21 protein-coding genes are annotated in these 20,483 nt (G+C 64.2%); 9 read left to right on the top strand and 12 right to left on the bottom strand.

Annotated features, from left to right (window positions below):
• Positions 1 to 136: 136 nt before the first annotated feature.
• The 6 genes from BX591_RS07130 to BX591_RS07105 all read right to left on the bottom strand — a co-directional run bounded on the left by BX591_RS07130 (position 137) and on the right by BX591_RS07105 (position 6,502).
• Positions 137 to 1,180, bottom strand: coding sequence for an asparaginase (locus BX591_RS07130; RefSeq protein WP_111930260.1), 1,044 nt, complete (start codon positions 1,178 to 1,180; stop codon positions 137 to 139).
• 86 nt (positions 1,181 to 1,266) lie between these two features.
• The gene (locus tag BX591_RS07125) at positions 1,267 to 2,193 is read right to left on the bottom strand and encodes a CysB family HTH-type transcriptional regulator (protein ID WP_074284329.1); all 927 of its coding nucleotides are present in this window, start codon (positions 2,191 to 2,193) and stop codon (positions 1,267 to 1,269) included.
• A gap of 113 nt (positions 2,194 to 2,306) precedes the next feature.
• The gene (locus BX591_RS07120) at positions 2,307 to 3,365 is read right to left on the bottom strand and encodes a sulfate/molybdate ABC transporter ATP-binding protein (protein WP_111929976.1); all 1,059 of its coding nucleotides are present in this window, start codon (positions 3,363 to 3,365) and stop codon (positions 2,307 to 2,309) included.
• Positions 3,365 to 4,396 (bottom strand): sulfate ABC transporter permease subunit CysW, encoded by a 1,032-nt coding sequence (cysW, locus tag BX591_RS07115; RefSeq protein WP_176343025.1) that lies wholly within the window; start codon positions 4,394 to 4,396, stop codon positions 3,365 to 3,367. The genes BX591_RS07120 and cysW overlap by 1 nt, the downstream gene beginning before the upstream one ends.
• Positions 4,393 to 5,307: a sulfate ABC transporter permease subunit CysT gene (gene cysT, locus BX591_RS07110; RefSeq protein WP_111929975.1), complete on the bottom strand. Its 915-nt coding sequence runs from the start codon at positions 5,305 to 5,307 to the stop codon at positions 4,393 to 4,395. Before cysT ends, cysW begins: the two co-directional genes overlap by 4 nt.
• Before the next feature lie 154 nt (positions 5,308 to 5,461).
• A complete protein-coding gene (locus BX591_RS07105) occupies positions 5,462 to 6,502 on the bottom strand; it encodes a sulfate ABC transporter substrate-binding protein (protein WP_111929974.1) in 1,041 nt (346 codons plus the stop codon).
• A 313-nt stretch (positions 6,503 to 6,815) separates the two neighbouring features.
• Between BX591_RS07105 and lexA the strand changes: the two genes are divergently transcribed.
• The 3 genes from lexA to BX591_RS07090 all read left to right on the top strand — a co-directional run bounded on the left by lexA (position 6,816) and on the right by BX591_RS07090 (position 8,738).
• Positions 6,816 to 7,466: a transcriptional repressor LexA gene (lexA, locus tag BX591_RS07100; RefSeq protein WP_105508381.1), complete on the top strand. Its 651-nt coding sequence runs from the start codon at positions 6,816 to 6,818 to the stop codon at positions 7,464 to 7,466.
• Positions 7,467 to 7,580: 114 nt separating this feature from the next.
• A complete protein-coding gene (locus BX591_RS07095) occupies positions 7,581 to 7,940 on the top strand; it encodes a hypothetical protein (protein ID WP_111929973.1) in 360 nt (119 codons plus the stop codon).
• A 126-nt stretch (positions 7,941 to 8,066) separates the two neighbouring features.
• Complete coding sequence (locus tag BX591_RS07090; RefSeq protein ID WP_111929972.1) at positions 8,067 to 8,738, top strand: DUF2939 domain-containing protein; 672 nt, start codon at positions 8,067 to 8,069, stop codon at positions 8,736 to 8,738.
• A gap of 136 nt (positions 8,739 to 8,874) precedes the next feature.
• On the opposite strand, the gene BX591_RS07085 is transcribed toward BX591_RS07090, so the two are convergent.
• Entirely contained in the window at positions 8,875 to 9,339 is a 465-nt protein-coding gene (locus BX591_RS07085) for a universal stress protein (protein ID WP_105508384.1), read from the bottom strand.
• 281 nt (positions 9,340 to 9,620) lie between these two features.
• Between BX591_RS07085 and nodI the strand changes: the two genes are divergently transcribed.
• Both nodI and BX591_RS07075 read left to right on the top strand, forming a co-directional pair.
• On the top strand, positions 9,621 to 10,535 hold the full coding sequence (gene nodI, locus BX591_RS07080; protein WP_111929971.1) for a nodulation factor ABC transporter ATP-binding protein NodI: 915 nt from the start codon (positions 9,621 to 9,623) through the stop codon (positions 10,533 to 10,535).
• 147 nt (positions 10,536 to 10,682) lie between these two features.
• Positions 10,683 to 11,522: an ABC transporter permease gene (locus tag BX591_RS07075; protein WP_111929970.1), complete on the top strand. Its 840-nt coding sequence runs from the start codon at positions 10,683 to 10,685 to the stop codon at positions 11,520 to 11,522.
• Between the two features lie 31 nt (positions 11,523 to 11,553).
• Here the strand turns inward: BX591_RS07075 and BX591_RS07070 are convergent, their stop codons facing one another.
• A complete protein-coding gene (locus BX591_RS07070; protein ID WP_105508387.1) occupies positions 11,554 to 11,976 on the bottom strand; it encodes a hypothetical protein in 423 nt (140 codons plus the stop codon).
• A 252-nt stretch (positions 11,977 to 12,228) separates the two neighbouring features.
• Positions 12,229 to 13,218, bottom strand: coding sequence for a LysR family transcriptional regulator (locus BX591_RS07065; protein ID WP_111929969.1), 990 nt, complete (start codon positions 13,216 to 13,218; stop codon positions 12,229 to 12,231).
• 139 nt (positions 13,219 to 13,357) lie between these two features.
• Here BX591_RS07065 and BX591_RS07060 point away from each other — a divergent pair, with 139 nt between their 5' ends.
• Together BX591_RS07060 and BX591_RS07055 are read left to right on the top strand one after the other, a co-directional pair.
• Positions 13,358 to 14,755 (top strand): M20 family metallopeptidase, encoded by a 1,398-nt coding sequence (locus BX591_RS07060; protein ID WP_111929968.1) that lies wholly within the window; start codon positions 13,358 to 13,360, stop codon positions 14,753 to 14,755.
• A gap of 102 nt (positions 14,756 to 14,857) precedes the next feature.
• Positions 14,858 to 16,141, top strand: coding sequence for an MFS transporter (locus tag BX591_RS07055; RefSeq protein WP_111929967.1), 1,284 nt, complete (start codon positions 14,858 to 14,860; stop codon positions 16,139 to 16,141).
• Positions 16,142 to 16,179: 38 nt separating this feature from the next.
• On the opposite strand, the gene BX591_RS07050 is transcribed toward BX591_RS07055, so the two are convergent.
• Positions 16,180 to 17,232 carry an NADP(H)-dependent aldo-keto reductase gene (locus BX591_RS07050; RefSeq protein ID WP_111929966.1) on the bottom strand — a complete coding sequence of 351 codons (1,053 nt, stop codon included), beginning with the start codon at positions 17,230 to 17,232 and terminating at the stop codon, positions 16,180 to 16,182.
• Between the two features lie 169 nt (positions 17,233 to 17,401).
• On the opposite strand from BX591_RS07050, the gene BX591_RS07045 reads away from it, so the two are divergent.
• The gene (locus BX591_RS07045; protein ID WP_111929965.1) at positions 17,402 to 17,614 is read left to right on the top strand and encodes a DUF3820 family protein; all 213 of its coding nucleotides are present in this window, start codon (positions 17,402 to 17,404) and stop codon (positions 17,612 to 17,614) included.
• 271 nt (positions 17,615 to 17,885) lie between these two features.
• On the top strand, positions 17,886 to 18,128 hold the full coding sequence (locus BX591_RS07040) for a hypothetical protein (RefSeq protein ID WP_035550623.1): 243 nt from the start codon (positions 17,886 to 17,888) through the stop codon (positions 18,126 to 18,128).
• A gap of 123 nt (positions 18,129 to 18,251) precedes the next feature.
• Here the strand turns inward: BX591_RS07040 and cysC are convergent, their stop codons facing one another.
• On the bottom strand, positions 18,252 to 18,788 hold the full coding sequence (gene cysC, locus BX591_RS07035; RefSeq protein WP_111929964.1) for an adenylyl-sulfate kinase: 537 nt from the start codon (positions 18,786 to 18,788) through the stop codon (positions 18,252 to 18,254).
• On the bottom strand, positions 18,785 to 20,383 hold the full coding sequence (locus tag BX591_RS07030; RefSeq protein WP_111930256.1) for a tetratricopeptide repeat-containing sulfotransferase family protein: 1,599 nt from the start codon (positions 20,381 to 20,383) through the stop codon (positions 18,785 to 18,787). The genes cysC and BX591_RS07030 overlap by 4 nt, the downstream gene beginning before the upstream one ends.
• Positions 20,384 to 20,483 lie beyond the last annotated feature (100 nt).

Below are 20,483 nucleotides of genomic sequence, written 5' to 3'. Positions count from 1 at the left end.
CGGGCTGATCGAATAAAGCTCCGGCAGAAACAACAACGCGGCGCTCGGGTCTTACCCGAGCGCCGCGTTGTCATTGAAGCTTCCTATGCGCTGAGTCATCGAACCGGCGACTCGCCCAGCGCGCATCCGATCACGATCAATACGTATCGAACGTTTTCTGCAGCGCCACCGGCCCCGTGCCGCCCGCGGCCAGCGCCAGCATCAGCAGCACCCGCGCCTTGTACGGATTCAGCGAACCCGCGCTGACGAAACCGAGTGCGTCATCGGCCGCGGCGCCGTTGCGCATCACATGCCCCGACCCCACGCGCGACGAACGCACCACCGCGACGCCCTGCGACGCCGCGTCGGCGAGCGCCTGCTGCATCGACACGTGAATCGAGCCGTTGCCCGTGCCCGCCACGACGATCCCGCGCACGCCGGCGGCCACCAGCGCATCCACCGCGATTCGCGACACGCCCGCATAGCTCGCGACGATCTCGACATGCGGCCACTTCGGCCCGATCACGAATTCGGTCGCCAGCGTATGCGGCCGCACCACGGCGCGCTGGAATTCGACCCGGCCGTCCTGCACCCAACCGAGCGCGCCGATTTCGGGCGACTGGAACGCGTCCACCGCGTAAGTGCTCGTCTTGACGACGTCGCGCGCGCTGTGAAGCTTGTTGTTGAAGGCCACCAGCACGCCCTGCCCGCGCGAGCCGGCATGCGCCGCGACGGTCACCGCGTTGAGCAGGTTCAGCGGACCGTCGGCTGACAACGCCGACGCCGGACGCATGGCTGCGGTCAGCACCACCGGCTTGTCCGACTTGACGGTCAGATGCAGCAGGTAGGCGGTTTCTTCAAGCGTGTCGGTGCCGTGCGTGACCACCACGCCGTCGATCCCGTCGGTCGCCAGCAGCGTGTTGATGCGCTGAACGAGCGTGGTCCACAACGGCATCGTCATGTCTTTGCTGTCGACGCTGGCAATCTGCTCGGGCGCGATACGCGCCACCGTGGACAGCGCCGGCACCACGGAAAGCAGTTGCTCGACGCCGACCACACCGGCCTGGTAACCGGAGGTGTTGGTGGCGTCCGCGGCCGCGCCGGCGATCGTGCCGCCGGTCGCGAGCACGGCAATGCAGGGCAGCGGCGGCGTAGCGCCTTCGCCCGAAGGCGCGGCGCAAGAGGAAGTCAGAGTATTCATGGCGGCGATTGTAAGCGATGCGCCGCGCGCCGCCATGCGTGAAAAAACGGATATCCGTTCGTTGCCGTTCGTTTCGGCGATGAGCCTTAAACCGCTTCGCGCAGCTGCGCCGCGATTTCCGCTTCGTTCAATTGCGGCGCGAACATCTCGATCAGCCGGTACGCGTACGCGCGCAGGAACGCGCCTTTACGCAGACCCACCCGCGTGGTGCTCGCTTCGAACAGGTGCTGCGTGTCGAGCGCGACCAGTTCGGTGTCGCGCTTCGGATCGTAGGCCATGGCCGCGACCACGCCGATCCCCATGCCGAGTTCGACGTAAGTCTTGATCACGTCGGCGTCGATCGCGGTCAGCACGACGTCGGGCAACGCGCCCGCTTTGGCGAACGCCTGGTCGATGTGCGAGCGGCCCGTGAAATCCTGATCGTAGGTGACGATCGGGAATTCGGCGATCTCGTCGAGCGTCAGGTTCTCGCGGCCCACCAGCGGATGCCCCTTCGGCACGACCACGATGTGATGCCATGAATAGCACGGGAACGTGACGATATCGGGGAAGCGGTCGAGCGCTTCGGTCGAGATGCCGATATCCGCTTCGCCGTTGATGATCATCTGCGCGATCTGTTGCGGACTGCCCTGGCGCAGCGCCAGATGCACCTTCGGAAACACCTCGGTAAATTGACGGATCACCTTCGGCAACGCGTAGCGCGCCTGCGTGTGGGTGGTCGCCACGACGAGGTGGCCGCTGTCCTGATCGGCGTACTGACGCGCCACGCGCCGCAGATTTTCCGCATCGAGCAGCATCCGCTCGATCAGTTGATGGACCGCCTTGCCCGGTTCGGTGAGACCCGTCAGGCGCTTGCCGCGCCGAATGAAAATGTCGACGCCGAGTTCGTCTTCCAGATCCTTGATCTGTTTCGACACGCCCGATTGCGACGTGTACAACACATTCGCCACCTCGGTCAGATTCATGTTCTGACGCACGGCCTCGCGCACGAAGCGCAATTGCTGGAAGTTCATCTGTATGTCTCCGGTTCAGCCAGAGTTGAGTTATTTGAGTTTGATTGAAACACCGAGTTTGCTGCCTTGCCTGTCCTGGCACGCCATGCCGCGCCGTCTGGACAGGCGCCCTGCTATTGCGCCGGAAACACGCGCAACGCGCGCGGCACGGCGGTCACGCCGTCGCCGACCGCCAGTTGCAGATCGCGCCACGACTCGCGATCCAGTTCGGCTTCGAGCAGAGTGCCCTCGCGGCCCGCGAGTTCGACCCGCACCGAGCCGCCGAGCGTCACCACGCGCCGCACGTCGACCACGATCCCTTCGCGATGACCGGACGCCTGCGGATACAACTGCAGGTCGTGCGGCCGAACATAGGCAAACGCCGGCCCGCTGAAATCGGCCTTGATCGACACCGGCAACGCCGCGCCGTCCACCACGAAACCGCTCGCGTCGACCTTGCCGTGCAGACGGTTGGCCGCGCCGAGAAACTCGTACACGAACGAGGTTTGCGGATGGTCGTACACCTCTTGCGGACTGCCCACCTGCTCCACGTGCCCACGATTGAGCACGACGATACGGTCGGCCACTTCGAGCGCTTCTTCCTGATCGTGCGTGACGAAGATCGTCGAGATATGCAGATCGTCATGCAAGCGCCGCAGCCAGCTACGCAATTCCTTGCGCACCTTCGCGTCGAGCGCGCCGAACGGTTCGTCGAGCAGCAGCACTTTCGGTTCGACCGCGAGCGCACGCGCCAGCGCGATCCGCTGCCGCTGACCACCCGACAATTCCGACGGATAACGCTGCGCGAGCCAGTCGAGCTGCACGAGCTTCAGCAGTTCATGCACTTTCTCGCGGATCACCGCTTCCGACGGCCGCTCCTTGCGCGGCTTCACGCGCAAGCCGAACGCGACGTTTTCGAATACCGTCATATGACGGAACAACGCGTAATGCTGGAACACGAAACCCACTTCACGTTCGCGCGCGCCGACCGTCGCGACGTCCTGGCCTTGCAGCTCGACCTGGCCGCCGTCCGCGTATTCGAGGCCGGCGATCACACGCAACAAGGTGGTCTTGCCACAACCCGACGGCCCGAGCAGCGCAACCAGTTCACCCGGCGGAAAGTCGAGCGAAACGTTGTCGAGCGCGACGAAATCGCCGAAGCGCTTCTGCAGGTTACGAACAGTGATACCCATTACAGCTCTCCTTGCTTGAGCGGGTGTTGCGGCGAAACAGGCGTTGCCTTGAACGAGGGCGATGACGCTGACGACGCTGACGCAGCGGCCAGCGCGACGGGACCGGCATGCGCGGGCACGTCGCGCGCGGCCGACAATTCCGCCGACATATGGCGCTCGGCAAGCAGCTTCAGCCCCAGCGTGACGAGTGCGAGCAAGGCCAGCACCGACGCCACCGCGAACGCCGCCGAGAAGTTGTATTCGTTATAGAGAATTTCGACGTGCAACGGCATCGTGTCGGTCTGGCCGCGAATGTGGCCCGACACCACCGAGACCGCGCCGAACTCGCCCATCGCCCGCGCGTTGCACAGAATCACGCCATACAGCAGGCCCCATTTGACGTTCGGCAGCGTGACGCGGCGGAAGATCTGCCAGCCCGACGCGCCGAGCACGTGCGCGGCTTCTTCTTCATCGTTGCCTTGCGCCTGCATCAGTGGAATCAGCTCACGCGCGACGAACGGGAAGGTGACGAAGATCGTCGCCAGCACGATGCCCGGCACGGCGAAAATGATCTGCACGTTGTGGTCGATCAGCCACGGGCCGAACCAGCCCTGCGCGCCGAACATCAGCACATAGATCAGGCCCGAGATCACCGGCGAGACCGAGAACGGCAAATCGATCAGCGTGGTCAGCAGCGCCTTGCCGCGGAATTCGAACCTGGCGATACACCACGACGCCGCGAGGCCGAACACGAGATTCAGCGGCACGGCGATCGCGGCGGTGATCACCGTCAGCTTGATCGCCGACAACGCGTCCGGATCAGCGAGCGACTCCAGATAGAAACCGAGGCCCTTGCTCAACGCCTGATAGAACACGGCGACCAGCGGCACGACCAGAAACAGCGTGAGAAACAGCAGCGCGACGGCGGTCAGGAGCCAGCGCACCACGGGCGCCTCGGTGACCGGATCGGGGCGGCGCGACACGTTCAGGGGCGCGCGCGGCGCCACGGCGACGGCCGCGCCGTTCACGTCATTCACGGACTGGCGGCTCATTGCGCACCTCCGCCGATCGCCGCGACACTGACCGAAGCCGCAGTTGGAGTCGCAGCCGGCGCCGGACCCGCGCCACCGCGACCCGTGCGGCGTTGCAGGTACCACTGCAAGGTATTGATCAGCAGCAGCATCAGGAACGACACGACCAGCATCACCACCGCGATCGCGGTCGCGCCGGCGTAGTCATACTGTTCGAGCTTGGTGATGATCAGCAGCGAGGTGATTTCCGACTTCATCGGCACGTTGCCGGCGATGAAAATCACCGAGCCGTATTCGCCGAGCGCACGCGCGAACGCCAGCGCGAAACCGGTCAGCAAAGCGGGAAACACGGCGGGCAGCACGACCCGGCGAAACGTCAGCCAGCGCGACGCGCCGAGGCACGCGGCGGCCTCTTCCTGTTCGCGCTCGAACTCTTCGAGCACTGGTTGCACCGTGCGCACCACGAACGGCAAACCGATGAAGGTCAGCGCGACCAGCACGCCGGCCGGCGTGAACGCGATCTTCAGGCCGAGCGGTTCGAGATACTGGCCGATCCAGCCGTTGCCTGCATACACAGCGGCAAGCGAAATGCCGGCCACCGACGTCGGCAGTGCGAACGGCAGATCGACCACGGCGTCGACGATGCGTTTGAACGGGAACGTGTAACGCACCAGCACCCACGCGACCAGAAAGCCGAACACCGCGTTGATCAATGCGCCGCCGAGCGCCGAGAAGAACGTCAGGCGATACGACGCGAGCACGCGCGGCGAGCTCACCGCGCGCACGAACTGAGGCCAGTCCAGCGTCGCGGTCTTGAGAAACGTCGCCGCAAGCGGAATCAGCACCACGAGGCTCAGATAGGCCACGGTGATGCCGAGGGTCAGGCCAAAACCGGGCAACGCGCTCGGTTTTCGGAAGGTCAACGTCGTCATGCTGGTTACTCGTTCAGGTTGATGCCGATGTTGCGAGGACCGATTTCCGGCCGCCGGACCTCGGGCGGCCAAAAGCGCGCTCATTGGGCGCGCTCGGGGTAATGCATTGCCGTTGGCCGGTCGGTTGCGTGGGCAACGACCGGACCAGCCGGCCTTACTGCGGTGCGTAGATCGAATCGAACACGCCGCCGTCGGCAAAGTGCGTTTTCTGCGCGTTGGTCCAGCCGCCGAACGAATCGTCCACCGTGTACAGCTTCAGCTTCGGAAACTTGGCGGTCAGCTCGGCCGGCACCTTGTTCGAACGCGGACGATAGAAATTACGCGCGGCGATCTCCTGACCTTCTTCGCTATACAGGAAGTTCAAATACGCTTCGGCGACCTTGCGCGTGCCGTGCCGGTCGACGACCTTGTCCACCACGGCGACCGGCGGCTCGGCCAGAATGCTGACCGACGGCACGACGATTTCAAACTTCTCCGGACCGAATTCCTTCAGCGACAGGAACGCTTCGTTTTCCCACGCGATCAGCACGTCGCCGATACCGCGTTGCACGAAGCTGGTGGTCGCGCCGCGCGCGCCCGAATCCAGCACGCCGGCATTCTTATAGAGCTTGCCGACGAACTCCTTGGCCTTCTGATCGTTGCCGCCCGGCTGATGTTCGGCATACGCCCACGCCGCGAGGTAGTTCCAGCGCGCGCCGCCGGAGGTCTTCGGATTCGGCGTCACGATCGACACGCCCGGCTTGATCAGATCGTCCCAATCCTTGATGTGCTTCGGGTTGCCCTTGCGCACCAGGAACACGATCGTCGACGTGTACGGCGACGCGTTGTCCGGCAAGCGTTTCTGCCAGCCCTTGTCGAGCAGCCCCTTGTTCGCCAGCGCGTCGATGTCGTAGGCCAGCGCCAGCGTCACCACGTCCGCCTGCAGACCGTCGAGCACCGAGCGCGCCTGCGCGCCGGAGCCGCCGTGCGACTGTTTGAAGGTGATCGTCTCGCCGGTCTTGGCCTTCCATTCCTTGCCGAACGCCTGATTGACGTCCTGATACAACTCGCGCGTCGGATCGTAGGAGACGTTCAGCAGCGTCGTGTCGGCGGCGTGCGCCTGCGCCATCACGCCGAGCGCCCCGGCCGCGCCCAATGCGAGCGCCGCGATGATTTTTCTGGTCTTGCCTGCCAGCCCCGTACCTTGGTGGTGCATGTCAACTTTCTCCGCGTTGTGGTCCGCTAAAACAGCGTGTGGTGTCGTTCTACGTCGCGGTCACGTGCACATGAGCGCCAACTCGGAGGCCAGTCTATCGAAGAGCTTTCATCATTAAAAATAATGTTTCTTCATTCTTTAATACTCAAAAGTGGTAATGACAGCTGGACAAGGCGTTGCGGCACGAAAGCGGATGTTGGAGCGCCCTTTTGCGGTGCTGTAGCGGCGGTCGTCGCGACGAACTTAAAGTAAAGCTTGAATTATGCCGAATACTGTATAAAAATACAGGCACCTGTTCATACATACAGTGGCCATGACCAAACTCACCGCACGACAGCAGCAGGTTTTCGATCTGATCCGACGCGCTATCGAACGCACCGGTTTTCCACCCACCCGCGCGGAAATCGCCGCCGAGCTGGGCTTCAGTTCGGCGAACTCCGCGGAAGAGCATTTGCGCGCGCTCGCTCGCAAGGGTGTGATCGAACTCGCGGCCGGCGCGTCGCGCGGCATTCGCCTGCTGAGCGGACCGGAAGACTCGCCGTACCAGTTCACGCTGCCGCACGCGAGCATCATGCAACTGTCCTTGCCGCTGATCGGCAGGGTGGCTGCGGGTAGTCCGATCCTCGCGCAGGAACATATCGCGCAGCACTATGCCTGCGACCCGGCGCTGTTCTCGAGCAAGCCCGACTACCTGCTGAAGGTGCGCGGACTGTCCATGCGCGACGCGGGCATCTTCGACGGCGACCTGCTCGCCGTGCAGAAGAAGAGCGAGGCCAAAGACGGCCAGATCATCATCGCGCGGCTGGGCGACGACGTGACGGTCAAGCGCCTGAAGCGCCGGCCGAACGGCATCGAACTGATTGCCGAGAATCCCGATTACGAAAACATCTTCGTTGAAACCGGCAGTGCGGAATTCGCGCTGGAAGGGATCGCCGTCGGGCTGATTCGCCCGGGCGAGTTTTAAGCGGCTGGTCATTGGTGGGGCGTCGGTTCGTTCGCCTGTTCACACGAGACCGCCCCAACGCCGCATCAATGTCGTACTCACGCTGCATTAATTTTGCATCGCCTGGAGAGACTCATGGAACGCCTTGCCCGCTTGCTGCCTTTTCGCCAGTTCGGTCGTCTGCGTCATCTGCGCAAGCTGGTGCCCTGCTCGTTGATCGAGGCGTCGACCGCGAGCACGCCCTCGCTGTTCGATTCGCTCGGCGACCCGCAGGCGGCGCTTGTGTCGTCGCTACCGTCTTCGTTGCCGGCGTTCGCGCGCGTGTCGTTGAATTCGGGCTTGAATACGGCGGAGCCGGCGCGTCGCGCGCCGGTGCGCGTCTATCACGGGCCGTCGCGGCTCATCATGGTCGGCACGGTCGACGCCGTCTGCCGCATGATCGACCGTTGCATCGCCGAAGAAGCGAATGTGCAAGGCGCAGTGTTCGAGGGCTGAGCGGTTTTTTGAGCGATCGCTTCGGTTCTGAACGGGTCGCCCTGCCGCATCGCCGGCAATCGTCAGGGATCGTTTTGGCGTGGCCGCGGTCAACGTTAAATCCCACCTGATAGAGAGTCTCACTCAATGGCTGTTTCGTCCCGCACGAAACGCAGCGCCACCCGGCCGCTGATCGTCACGCTAGTTGTGATCGTGGTGATTGCCGCGTCAGCTTTCGCGTACGCATCGCCGTATCTCGCGCTGAACAACCTCAAACGCGCAGCGGATGCGCGCGACGCGCAAACCGTCAATCAATACGTCGATTTCCCCGCGTTGCGCGAGAGCCTGAAACAGCAGGTGACCGGCTTGCTGACGCGGCGGCTCGACGCGCACAGCAACGGCAATCCGCTTGCCGCCATCGGCGCGATGATCGGCGTGGCGCTGATTGGTCCACTCGTGGATGCTTATGCGACGCCGGACGGCGTGGCCGCGCTGCTGAACGGCATGCCGCCGCGCGGCAACCCTGGCGAGCGGCCACCGGCGCCGCCCGCGGCGCATGATCCGGCTGCGGCTTCGGCTGATGCACCAACGCCCGCCCCCGCACCGCTCGCGGCACCCACCCAGCCCGACGCGGCAGCCAACACCGCGAACCCCGCCGCCACGCCCGCGCAACCGCCGCAAACCACGGCGGGTTATCGTGGCCTGAACGAATTCGTCGTCACGTACCAGCATGGCGCGGGCGACGCGCGTTACTCGGCGATCTTCGCGCGTGAAGGTTTGTTCACGTGGAAGCTGGCCGCGGTCGACCTGAATCCGTGACGCCCGGGTGACGTTGCGCAGTGCTCTATGGCAAAGGGCCGGCGCGGTTCGATTACCGCGCCGCCGCGACAAGCCCGAACACGTGTTTGGGAAAACCTGCAGGCCCGCCTGGGCAACCCGCCCTCCGCTTAGCCCATCAAGCCGCCGCCTGCTGCTGCTCCTGCGCGGAAGAGCACGCCACCAGAATGCTGCACGAAATGCGGTCGAGCAACGGCGTATTGCCGGCGCCCATCCACCATCGCGACAAACCGGTGCGGCAACGGTGGCCGACCACGACGAGATCGACATGCAACTCGTTAGCGAGATTGGCGATCTCGTCGATCGGATGACCGAACGCGAAATGCCCTTGCGCACTGACACCGCGCTCGGTGAGCCAGTCCACACCTTCCTGCAGAATGTCGCGGGCGGATTTTTCGAAACTGCCGCACGCCACGTCGGTGAGAAGACCCGCGCTTTGCGCAATGCTCGAGCGCATATCCACAACGGATAGCAAATGCGTTTCCGCCTTCAGATCCAACGCGAGATCGGCGCCGCAACGGAGCGCTTTTCGACCTTCGCGCGAGCCGTCGTAGCACAGCAGGATTTTTTGGTAGCTCGCCATGATTTTCTCCCTGCACGCGGAAAGCGCGCTTTGAATCAATCATGGTGCGCCGCAATTCAGCTTGCAAGGGATGGAAAACGCTAACTACGCCCTGAACCTGTGCGCACGGCGACGGCACGGCGCCAGGTCCCTATGCCGCAGTGCAAGAAAGCCCTTCTGGACGCCCGGGTGCCAGGCATTGGCGGCCAATCGATGCCCTAGAATAGGCAGCCTTCCCGCTCATTACGGTCATAGCGCTCATCCGCCTCAGTCGCGCCCTTTCCCGGAGTCTCGTTCGATCCATGTCTGAAGCCGCCATTGAATTCCATCAGGTCAAAAAGCGCTACGGCGACAAGACGGTCGTCGACGGCTTGTCGTTTCATGTGAACGCCGGCGAGTGCTTCGGCCTGCTCGGGCCGAACGGCGCGGGCAAGACCACGACGTTGCGCATGCTGCTCGGCATCGCCGCGCCGGATGCCGGCGCGATCCGTCTGTGCGGCGAGCCGATTCCGGGCCGCGCGCGCGTGGCGCGAGCGCGGGTCGGCGTGGTGCCGCAATTCGACAATCTCGATCCCGATTTCACCGTCCGCGAAAACCTGCTGGTGTTCGGCCGCTACTTCGGTTTGAGCGCCGCGCAATGCCGCGCGATGGTGCCGTCGCTGCTCGAATTCGCGCGGCTCGAAAACAAGGCCGACGCCCGCGTGAGCGAACTGTCGGGCGGCATGAAGCGGCGCCTCACGCTGGCGCGCGCGCTGGTTAATGATCCCGACGTGCTGATCATGGACGAACCCACCACCGGCCTCGATCCGCAGGCCCGGCATCTGATCTGGGAGCGGCTGCGCTCGCTGCTCGCGCGCGGCAAGACCATTCTGCTGACCACGCACTTCATGGAAGAAGCCGAACGGCTCTGCCACCGGCTCTGCGTGATCGAAGAAGGCCGCAAGATCGCCGAAGGTGCGCCGAGCGAGTTGATCGCATCGGAGATCGGCTGCGATGTGATCGAGATTTTCGGCCCCGATCCGGTGGCGTTGCGCGACGAGCTCGCGCCGCTGGTCGAGCGTACGGAGATCAGTGGCGAAACGCTGTTCTGCTACGTGAACGACGCGCAACCGGTGCATGCCCGCCTCAAACAGCGCGCCGATCTGCGCTATCTGCACCGGCCGGCGAATCTGGAAGACGTGTTTCTGCGACTCACCGGTCGCGAAATGCAGGACTGATCGTTGCGGGCCAATGCATCGGGTATTCATACCTGTGGCAAGCATCGCGCGTATCACGGGCAGGACGCCGGCTACCGAGCGCCGCCCGTGATCGCCATAACAACGCTCGAAGGCACACCCTTCGGACAAAACAGCACGAGACACGCCATGGACGCACGCACCTACGACACCCCGGACCAGGCCCCCAGCGACAAACCCTCGACGCAGGCGCCCTTCGCCGCGTTTCCGACCAACGCGGTGAACTGGGTCGCGGTATGGCGGCGCAATTTTCTGGTGTGGAAGAAGCTCGCGATCGCGTCGATGTTCGGCAACCTGGCCGATCCGATGATCTATCTGTTCGGTCTCGGCTTCGGGCTCGGGATCATGGTCGGGCATGTCGACGGCGTGTCGTATATCGCGTTCCTCGCGGCCGGCACGGTGGCCTCGAGCGTGATGATGTCGGCGAGTTTCGAGTCGATGTATTCGGGCTTCTCGCGCATGCACGTGCAGCGCACGTGGGAAGCCATCATGCATACGCCGCTGACGCTAGGCGACATCGTGCTGGGTGAAGTGATGTGGGCGGGCAGTAAATCGATGCTGTCGGGTGTGGCGATCATGCTGGTGGCCGGCTCGCTGGGCTATGCGACGTTCCCGTCGATGCTGCTCGCCTTGCCCGTCATCGTACTCACCGGCCTCGCGTTCGCGAGCGTCGCGATGATCGTGACGGCGCTCGCGCCGTCGTACGACTTCTTCATGTTTTATCAGACGCTCGTGTTGACGCCGATGATGCTGCTCTCCGGCGTGTTCTTTCCGACTTCGCAATTGCCGGTCGCGGCGCGCGCGGTCACGGGTGTGTTGCCGCTCGCGCACGCCGTCGATCTGATCCGCCCGGCGATGCTCGGCCGGCCGGTCGAGCATGCCGCTCTGCACCTGGCGGTGCTGGCCGTGTACGCGGTGGGCGGGTTTATCGTTGCGGCGGTGCTGTTCCGCCGCAGGATGATGAAATAGGCTCGGGCCTTTGAATGCGGCGGATTTGCACTCAGTCTTCGTCGTCCGTCCAAGGAATATCCACGTCGGAGATAAACGCGACCGTCGCGAACGGTCCGCCATCCTGACGGCCGATTTTGCCGTCGGCACGCTGCCATTCGACACGGAACACCGTGGCCGGATCGTCCGCGATCAGACGCACCGTGCGCACTTCGTCCGGATCGGATTCCTCGACCGGACCGTCGAGCGAAATCTGCAGTTCCTGGGGCCACAGGCCATCGGCCGGATCGTAGATCTTGTCGCCGTCGGGAATGAGCGTGAAAGCCTCCACGCCGATCGTTGCCGAGGCTTCCACGATCATCTTGCCCAGCGCGCGCAGCAGTGCCGTCGCCCGTGCCGAATTTGCCTGACGGATCGCCAGGTCCCCGCGCGTCAGCGCCTGCTCAAGTTTTGGGTTGGTTTTTTGTTGCGCCATTCGATGTCCTGAGTCCTATCGCTCTGTTGTGGGCAGCGCGCCGTTGCGATTTGCGCGCCGCTCGCCATTTTTCGGGCTGAATCCTACCACTGGCGCCCCTAAAAGGGACGTCCTCGGGCATGCATTGCTTCGTCGCACACCGCGCACCGCAATTCGACAGCCCGCCCCGTCCACCACAGTTTAGGTCGCGATTCGCGTTCCGGCAGGGACATTTGGCTTTCAATTGACCATGGGCGCGTCCACTGCACGCGCCTATCGGCTCGCGCCCGGCTTCGAACCCCGGCGGCCACGCGGGCTGCGTTTGCGCGCCGCCTTGGGCATGCCGCCGTCCGCCGCTTCAGCCCCGCCGATTGCCGCGATCAGATAATCGCGAAATGCCCGCACCGCCGACGGCAGTTCGCGCCCCGCCATGGTCTGCACCTGGATGCTGCGCTGACGCAATTGCGGATGGGTCAGCGGCATCACCACGAAGCCGTCGCCGGCATAACGGTCGCGCACCGACAGCAGGCCCGTGAACATGATCGCGCCGCTCTTCTGCGCGTAGCGGTACATGGCGCCGCTGTTGTTGCAGGTGAGCTCGGGTTCGAGCAGGATGCCTTCGAGCGCGCAGGTAATGTCGATCAACTGGCGAATCGTCGTGCCGGGCACAGGCAGCACCAGCGGATAAACCCGCAGATCGGCGAGCGACACCCTGGCACGCGCGGCCAGCGGGTGATCCGCGCGTAGCAGCGCCAGCACCGGCGCACGCTCGGTATGTTCGACCTTGACGCCCTTCTCCGGCGCGAGGCTGAAGGTCAGCGCGAGATCGGCGTCGCCGTCGCGCACGCGGCGGGTGGCCTCGCCCGGCGACATCACCGACAGCGTGAAGTCGATGCCCGGATACTGGCGGCGAAAAGCGGCCATCGCGCCGGGCAGGAAATCCGCGGCGAACCCTTCCGAACTCACGATCTTGATCATGCTGCCGTGCAGGCTCTCGAGGCCGCCGATCTCTTTCACCACATGTTCCGCTTCGAGCAGGCTGCGCTGCGCGTAGGCGAGCAGCCGCTCGCCGGCTTCGGAGAGCGCCATGCCGCGCGGGCGACGTTCGAACAACGCCACGCCGAGTTCGCTTTCGAGCCGCGCGATCTGCCGGCTGATCGCCGAGATCGCGACGTGCAGGCGTGCGGACGCGTCGCTGATCGAGCCGGTGCGTGCCACTTCGACGAAATAGCGCAGTGCGATGCCGTGCAGGGACAGTGTCATGGGGCGCCTCTCAAGCTTTGCCTTTTCGGCAACGCAAGCTTCGAAATACGATCATTGTGACAAAAAAAACGGCCTCCTAGAATCGGTTCGATGCTGCACCTTGCCCCGCATCCGCATTCCGCCCCGCATTGGAGACACCATGAGCCGCAACGAGGCCATCGAACACGCCACCCAGCATTTCGAATCCGGCGCCTTTCTCGAGAATCTCACCCGCCGGGTGGGTTATCGCACCGAGAGTCAGGAAAGCGATCGCGCCGCGACGCTGCTGTCGTATCTGACCGGTGAAATCGCGCCCGAAGCCGAAGCGCTTGGTTTCACGTCGCGCATCGTCGATAACCCGGTGACAGGGCTCGGGCCGTTCCTGATCGCGCAACGCCACGAAGCGGCGCACCTGCCCACCGTGCTGATCTACGGCCACGGCGACGTGGTGCGCGGCTACGACAGCCAGTGGCGCGCGCCGCTCACGCCGTGGGCCGTGACGATCGAAGGCGAACGCTGGTATGGGCGCGGCACTGCCGACAACAAAGGCCAGCACAGCATCAACCTCGCCGCGCTGGCGAGCGTGCTGAGCGCGCGCGGCGGCCAGCTCGGCTTCAACGCGAAGCTGTTGATCGAAATGGGCGAGGAAACCGGCTCGCCGGGGCTCGACGCGGTGTGCCGCGAGTACGCGGGCGAACTCGCCGCCGACGTGCTGATCGCCTCCGACGGTCCGCGTCTCGCCGCGCGCCGCCCCACCGTGTTCCTCGGCTCGCGCGGTTCGGTCAACTTCAGGCTGTCGCTGAACCTGCGTGACGGCGCGCATCACTCCGGCAACTGGGGCGGGCTGCTGCGCAATCCGGCCACGGTGCTGGCCAACGCGCTGACAAGTCTCGTCGATGCGCGCGGCGTGATCGCCGTCGACGGTTTGCGCCCGCCGCCGATTTCGGACGCCGTGCGCCGTGCGCTCGCGGACATCACCGTCGGCGGCGGCCCCGGCGACCCGGAGGTCGACGACAACTGGGGCGAGCCAGGCCTGAGCGCGCCGGAACGCGTGTTCGGCTGGAACAGCTTCGAAGTGCTGGCCCTCAAGGCGGGCAATCCGGAGAACCCGGTCAACGCGATTCCGGCCTCGGCCTTCGCCCATTGCCAGTTGCGTTTCGTGGTCGGCACCGATTGGCACAACCTCGAGCGATATCTGCGCGAGCATCTGGATACGCACGGTTTTTCGCTGGTCCAGATCGACGTCGAGCGTGGCGCGCCGGCCACGCGCCTGGATCCGGACGACCCGTGGGTCAAATGGGCAGTCGGGTCGCTCGAACAGACCACCGGCAAGAAAACCGCCGTGCTGCCGAACCTGGGCGGCACGCTGCCGAACGAAGTCTTCGCCGACACGCTGGGTCTGCCGACCATCTGGGTGCCGCACTCGTACCCGGCCTGCTCCCAGCACGCACCGAACGAGCATCTGCTCGGGCCCGTGGTACGCGAAGGTCTGCAGATCATGGCGGGCCTGTTCTGGGATCTCGGCGAGAACTCGCCGCATCTGAAAACCACGGCCTGAGGCACACCCGCACGAAAAAATCCGCGATGCCCGGGCGGCCACCAGGTCCGCCCCGGGCCCGCGACACTCGCTCCGCCGTATCCGTCACGAGACACGCTCACGATGATCACGTCCACCTTGCAAGCCAGCGCCGCGCGGCCGTCCGCCGCCAAAGCCCATCGCATCATTCTCGCGGCGTCGATCGGTAACGCGCTCGAATGGTTCGACCTCGTCGTCTACGGCTTCTTCGCGGTGACGATCGCGAAGCTGTTTTTTCCGGCGCGCACCGAAGCCATTTCGCTGATGCTCACGCTCGGCACTTTCGGCATTTCGTATCTGATCCGCCCGCTCGGCGGACTCGTGCTCGGGTCGCTCGCGGATCGCGCCGGACGCAAGGCGTCGCTGTTGCTGTCGATCGCGTTGATGATGGTCGGCACGTTGACGATCGCCGTGATGCCGCCGTATGCGGCGATCGGTTTGTGGGCGCCGGCAGGCATCATGCTGTCGCGCCTCGTGCAGGGATTTTCGGCGGGCGGGGAGTTCGGCGCCTCGACCGCGTTTCTGGTCGAACATGCGCCTGAGCGGCGCGGCTTCATGGGGAGCTGGCAGTTCGCGAGTCAAGGTCTCGCCACGCTGCTTGCGTCGGGTTTCGGCGCGCTGCTGACGAGCCAGCTCACCACGGCGCAACTCGAATCATGGGGCTGGCGCGTGCCGTTTCTGTTCGGCCTCGCGATCGGTCCGGTCGGTTTCTATATTCGCCGCTACGTGGACGAAGGCGCGGAGTTCGCCGCCGAACCGAAAGCCCGTACGCCGCTGCGCGATCTGTTCGGCACGCAGAAGCTGCGCATGCTGCTGGCGGTCGGCTCGCTGATCATTTCAACGGCGGCGAACTACATGATCCTGTACATGCCGACCTATGCGATCAAGCAATTGCATCTCCCCGCCTCGACCGGATTTGCCGCGACGCTCGCCACCGGTATCGTGCTGACGGTGCTGACGCCGTTCGCCGGTCATCTGTCCGATTCGCTCGGGCGCATCCGGATCATGGCGTGCGCCGGCGTGTTGATGCTGCTGACGGTTTATCCCGCGTTCATGTACATGAACGCGCATCCGTCGTTCGGGACGATGCTGCTTGCGCTGATCTGGATCGGCATCCTGAAGGCGACGTATTTTGGCGCGTTGCCCGCATTGATGTCGGAGATCTTTCCGACGCAGACACGCGCGACCGGTCTCTCGGTCAGCTACAACATCGGCGTCACGGTGTTCGGCGGCTTTGCGCCGTTCGTGATCACGTGGCTGATCGACGCGAGCGGCAATAAACTTGCGCCGGGGTTCTATCTGATGTTCTGCGCGGTGGCGAGTTTGCTGGCGCTTTACGCGGTGCGGGCGAAGCTGAAGATCCGCTGACCTGCGAACTTCGCCCGTACCGTCGACACATCAACGCATCAAGGCGCCGGATTCGGCTGCAACTCGTGCAGCGCGTCGATTTCCGCGAGGACTTCCGGCGACAGTTTCACTTCGATGCTGGCGATGTTTTCCTTCAACTGATCGAGCGAGGTCGCGCCGATCAGATTGCTGGTCACGAACGGCCGGCTATTCACGAACGCCAGTGCGAATTGCGCGGGCGACAGGCCGTGACGCTTCGCCAGCGCCACGTAACGGGTGGTCGCCTGCACCGCTTGCGGCTTGCTGTAGCGCTGGAAGCGTTCGAACAGCGAGATGCGCGCGCCGGCCGGGCGCGCGCCGCCCTCGTACTTGCCCGACAACCAGCCGAACGCGAGCGGCGAATAGGCCAGCAAGCCGACGTTGTCGCGATGCGCGTATTCCGACAGTCCCGCCTCATAGGTGCGATTGAGCAGACTATACGGATTCTGGATACTGACGATGCGCGGCAAGCCGAGCTTTTCCGCCGCACGCAGAAACTGCGCGACGCCCCACGGCGTTTCATTCGACACACCGATGTGACGGACCTTGCCGGCCTTCACGAATTCGGCGAGCACCGCCAGCGTTTCTTCGATCGGCACGGTGTACTCGTCGTCGACCCACGGATACGCGGGGCGGCCGAACGTCATCGTGCTGCGGTCCGGCCAGTGCAGTTGATACAGATCGACGTAGTCCGTTTGCAGACGCTTCAGGCTGTCGTTCAAAGCTTGGGTAAGGTTCGGCCGGTCGAACTGGTTGCCCGCGCCGCGAATATGGCGAGGGTTATGCGGTTGCCGCGCCGGGCCGGCGATCTTGGTGGCCAGCACGATCTTCTCGCGCGCGCTGCGATGCCGCGCGAGCCACGTGCCGATGTAGCGCTCCGTGGCGCCTTGCGTTTCAGCGCGCGGCGGCACCGGATACATTTCGGCGGTGTCGATCAGGTTAATGCCGTGATCGAGCGCGTAATCGATCTGCGCGTGCGCTTGCTGTTCGGTGTTCTGCTCGCCCCATGTCATGGTGCCGAGACCGATCAGGCTGACCTGCACATCGGAGTCGCCGAGTCTGCGGTATTCCATCGAACTGTCCTGTTGAGTGTGTGAACGGAACCGGCGACGTTACCATGCCGGCGAATCCCCTGCAGCGAGGCTAAAATGCGGGGCTGGCGAATGTCGAACGTCGCATGTCGAACGTCGGCCGCCCTCACCCGCTCCTGCGCTCACCGCATTTCTCGCCGACCTTCTCACGATGAATCCCGAACTCCTCGAACTGCTGGTCACGCGCGTGATGCCCTACGGGAAATATAAAGGACGCGTGATTGCGGACCTGCCGGGTCACTATCTAAACTGGTTCGCCAGTCAAGGCTTTCCACCCGGCGAAATCGGCCGGCTGATCGCCTTGATGCAAGAGATCGATCACAACGGTTTGAAGCCGTTACTCGAGCCTTTACGTAAGCGCTGACATCCTTATCATGCGTCGCAAAACGCATGCGTGAGACGTGAGGGAGCCGTGCGCTGAAAGCGGGTTGAAGTACAGCAAAGCCGGATGAAAGTCGTTGCGCAGGCAACGTGCAAGCAATGTAGGCTTGTACAAATTCATACAGACTTTTTCTTGCACCGCGCGCTCGCGTGGACTTAAATCGGCATGTGCCCTCGCGCGTCCTGAATGGTTTGCAGCGTGGGTTGAACCATGGTTTGCACACTCCCTCGCACGTGTCATTGTCTGCCTCTTCATGTCTGAATTCAGTCTCTCCGCACTGCTGGAATTTATCGGCCACGATCTCTCGCCGGTGCGTGCGGTCCTCGCGTTTTTTCTGATCGGCTATCTGGTGGTCGGACTGCCCGTGCATTTCCGTCAAGGCGCCGCGTCGCGCGATATCTGGGGCACCGCCGCCGGCGTGACCATGGCCGCAATCTACGCGGCTTTTATCATCGGCGTGTACCCTGCCTTGCATCATCCGGGCCTGCTGCATTGAACGCGGACGTGCGCGAGCCTCGGCCGTGGCGCGCGCCAGGTCAATGAGTTCGCGCGGGTTTGAGGGTTTCGCGCCGCGCGAGCTGCGAGATACTGTGGTTGCGCGGCGTCGGCAGAATACGCGTTAAGCCGGCAACCGGCCCTGCGCGATATGTGCAAGCAACCGGTCTACCGCCTGGTCGACCGGCAAGCGATCGGATTCGATCACCACGTCGGCGGCGAGCGGCGCTTCGAAAGGATCGGAAATACCGGTGAAATGCGGGATTTCACCGCGTCGCGCGCGGGCGTAAAGTCCCTTCGCGTCGCGCGCCTCGCACACCGCCAGGGGCGCGTTCACGAAGACTTCGACAAACCCTTCGCCGACAATCTCACGCGCCGCGCGCCGATGCCGATGCTCGGGCGAAATCACCGCGGCAATCGCGATGAAACCCTGCTGCATGAAAAGCGCCGCGACGTGCGCGACGCGGCGCAGGTTTTCGGTGCGGTCCTCGTGCGTGAAGCCGAGGTCGGCATTCAAGCCACGCCGCAGCACGTCGCCGTCGAGCACGATCGACGCCTGCCCCTTGTCGTCGAGGCGTTGATGCAATGCGTTGGCCAGGGTCGATTTGCCCGCGCCGGACAGGCCCGTCATCCAGATCACCGCACCACGCGACGCGCTCATGCCGGATGCTCCGGATGTTCTGGACGGCCTGCCTCTACCGTGCCCGACCCGACCGATGCGACGTTCGCGTCGGCCGCCGCCAACTCCGGACCCAGCCCATCGAACAGCGGCTGCAGCAGGGCCGAACGCGGCTGCCAGCGTTGCAGCGAAGTTTTGTAGATCGGACGACGCACCTGGGTCGCGCTGGCCGTGCTCACCTGACGCGTGGTCTGATGAAACGACAGGCAGCGCTCGTCCCATTCGAGCCCGCAATGCGCGAGGATGCCGCGCACATGACCTTCCAGATCGCCGACCAGTTCTTCGTATTTGACTTCGATCATCACGCCCTCGGGTAGCACGCTCTGCCAATGCTTCATCAACGCATCGTAGGCGCGGTAGTAACGGCCCAGTTCGCCGAGATCGTAACCGAACGGCACGTCATGAAAGATGCGCGAAAAAATCGACAGGCAGGTCTGCAGCGGCGAACGACTGCTATGAATGAAGCGCGCGTTCGGCAGCGCCAGATGAATCAGCCCGACGTTGATGAAGTTGAACGGGTATTTGTCGACGAAATGCGCGTAGCGCTCGCCGTCCGGCATCGTACTCTGGATTTCCGGCACTGCGTCATGGATGCGCCGCAGATAGTCCGCGCCGAGCGCGCGCAACGGCGCGGCATCGGCGTGCGGCAACCCTTCGATATCGATCCGCAACGGATCGCCCATGCCGCGATGGATGCCGCTCACCAGCGCCTCGCCGAATTCCGTGCGCTCGCCGGCGCCGAACACCTTCGGATGGCTCGCCAGAATCTGTTCGATCAGCGTGGAACCCGAGCGCGGCATGCCGACGATAAAAATCGGCGCCGCCGACACATCGCCCAAGCCCCCTTTGGCCGCCAACACCTCCGCACCGAGCAACTGCGGCAGGTGCGAGAACAGGCTCAACGCCTCGGCTTCGACATAACGCACGCCGGGACGGCGCAGCGCGTTGGCCATCAGAAACTGGTCGAACGATTCGTCGTTGCGGCCCATATCGGACAGCGCCTGACCATACGCAAAATGAATCTCCGACTGATTCTCCCGCGTCATCGAATCGGCATGGTTCGCCAGATGCTCCATCGCCGCGAACACCGGATCGTCGACGGCGAGACGCTTGGACTGCACGAAGTTGCGGTAATAGAGCGGCGCCGTCGGCGCGGCTTCGATCGCGTGACGATAGGCTTCGTGCGCTTCGTCGAAGCGGCCGAGCGCGTGCAGACAGTTGCCCAGATTGTTGTGCGAACCGTCGGCCTTCGGATTGAGGCGCACGGCTTCGCGATAGGCTTCCAGCGCGGGCTCGAGCCGGTGCATCTGCTCGAAGCACCAGCCGAGGCCGTGATACGTGTCCGCGTTCAGCGGGTCGAGCGCGATCGCCGCGCGGTACGCCTGCACGGCGTCGGGAAAGCGGTTCAGAACGGCAAGCGTCGCGGCGCGGCGCTCATGGACGACGACGTTGGCGGGGTCGATTGCGCGCGCGGTGTCGAAGCGCTGCAGGGCGGCTTCGAGGTCGCCGCGCGCGGCGCAGGCTTCGCCTTCGGCGCACCAGTCGGATGCGGTAGCCGGTTGTGGATCGTGCTTCATTAACGGCTGTTTCTTTCGCAGGCTGCGCATTAAGCGGTCCTGGCAGTGGGCGGATGCGTCCTTGTCGTTCAGCGCGGCGCGGTTGCAAACCACGCGCTGA

Origin of the sequence: Paraburkholderia bryophila, from assembly GCF_003269035.1 — a bacterium.
GTDB lineage: Bacteria > Pseudomonadota > Gammaproteobacteria > Burkholderiales > Burkholderiaceae > Paraburkholderia > Paraburkholderia bryophila.
The sequence above is the reverse complement of the archived record's forward strand: the minus strand, read 5'-3'. Positions and strand labels throughout refer to the sequence as shown.